Source organism: Methylobacterium sp. J-001, assembly GCF_022829565.1.
Lineage (GTDB): Bacteria > Pseudomonadota > Alphaproteobacteria > Rhizobiales > Beijerinckiaceae > Methylobacterium.
Window position 1 is genome coordinate 1 of record NZ_JAKSYN010000142.1, and the last position, 381, is coordinate 381.

Consider the following 381-nt stretch of genomic DNA (forward strand, 5'->3'; position numbering starts at 1 on the left):
AACCGCAGTTGGCACCATCCTGCTTGCTGCCGGCACTCAGTTCGGCTAGCGAGTCTGCCCCAGACAAAGAAAAGGCCACCCCCGAAGGAGCGGCCCGAAGTCTAGGAAGGAAACGCCCTCCTCAGGGCAGCAGGATCGAGACGCCATCGCCATCCCGCCATGCAAACCTAGGCCACCGCACTGCGGCAGGCAATCGCCTAGAAGTAGCAGTTTGCGCATAAGTCGGACTGGCATGCCAATCAGGTGCTCTTTCACACCATAGCTCTGTGCAGGCTCACGAGTTCGCGTGTGCCACTGGCAGATCGCCGAACGGGGTAATGTAGCGCGGCGTGCGCATCTCGACTTTCGGTTTCCACTCACGCTTGGGTACGATGCTACAGC

At 60.1% G+C, this 381-nt stretch carries 1 protein-coding gene; it reads right to left on the reverse strand.

Going from position 1 to position 381, the window contains the following annotated elements:
• Positions 1–274 precede the first annotated feature (274 nt).
• Positions 275–373: a DUF4113 domain-containing protein gene (locus MKK65_RS31580; protein WP_409565454.1), complete on the reverse strand. Its 99-nt coding sequence runs from the start codon at positions 371–373 to the stop codon at positions 275–277.
• Positions 374–381 lie beyond the last annotated feature (8 nt).